We start from the raw sequence: 689 nt of genomic DNA on the forward strand, positions 1-689 counted from the left end.
AAGGAGGGCAACGCCCGCCTGAAGCAGATTACGCATCGATTGCTGGCTGACCTATTCAAGGCCATCGACGATCTTGATATCACGCCGGATGAAGTCTGGGCAGGCATCAACTACCTGAACAAACTCGGCCAGGACGGCGAGGCGGCATTGCTGGCGGCCGGCGTGGGCCTGGAAAAGTATCTCGATATCCGCATGGACGCGGCCGACGAAGCGCTTGGTCTCAATGGCGGCACGCCGCGCACGATCGAAGGCCCGCTGTACGTGGCGGGCGCAACGGTGCGCGATAGCGTATCTGGGATCGACATTGATCCGGACCCGGCCGCAGGCCCGCTGGTCATTCACGGCACGGTGACAGGGCCGGAGGGCAAGCCCGTGGCCGGTGCCGTGGTCGAGTGCTGGCACGCAAACTCGAACGGCTTCTATTCGCATTTCGATCCGACCGGTGCGCAAAGCCCGTTCAACCTGCGCGGCGCGGTCAGGACTGGCGCCGATGGCCAATATGAATTCCGCACGCTCATGCCGGTGGGCTACGGCTGCCCGCCGCACGGCGCCACGCAGCAACTGCTGAACGGACTGGCCCGCCACGGCAACCGGCCGGCGCATGTGCACTTCTTCGTCACGAGCGACGGCCACCGCAAGCTGACGACGCAATTCAACATCGAAGGCGATCCGCTGATCTGGGACGACTT

At 64.2% G+C, this 689-nt stretch carries 1 protein-coding gene; it reads left to right on the forward strand.

The features are described 5' to 3' along the window. Positions 1-689 (forward strand): dioxygenase family protein (locus D1614_RS28075; protein ID WP_119440487.1); only part of this gene is annotated, 689 nt, incomplete at both ends.

Source organism: Maribellus luteus, from assembly GCF_003576475.1.
In the GTDB taxonomy this organism is placed as follows: Bacteria; Bacteroidota; Bacteroidia; order Bacteroidales; family Prolixibacteraceae; genus Draconibacterium; species Draconibacterium luteum.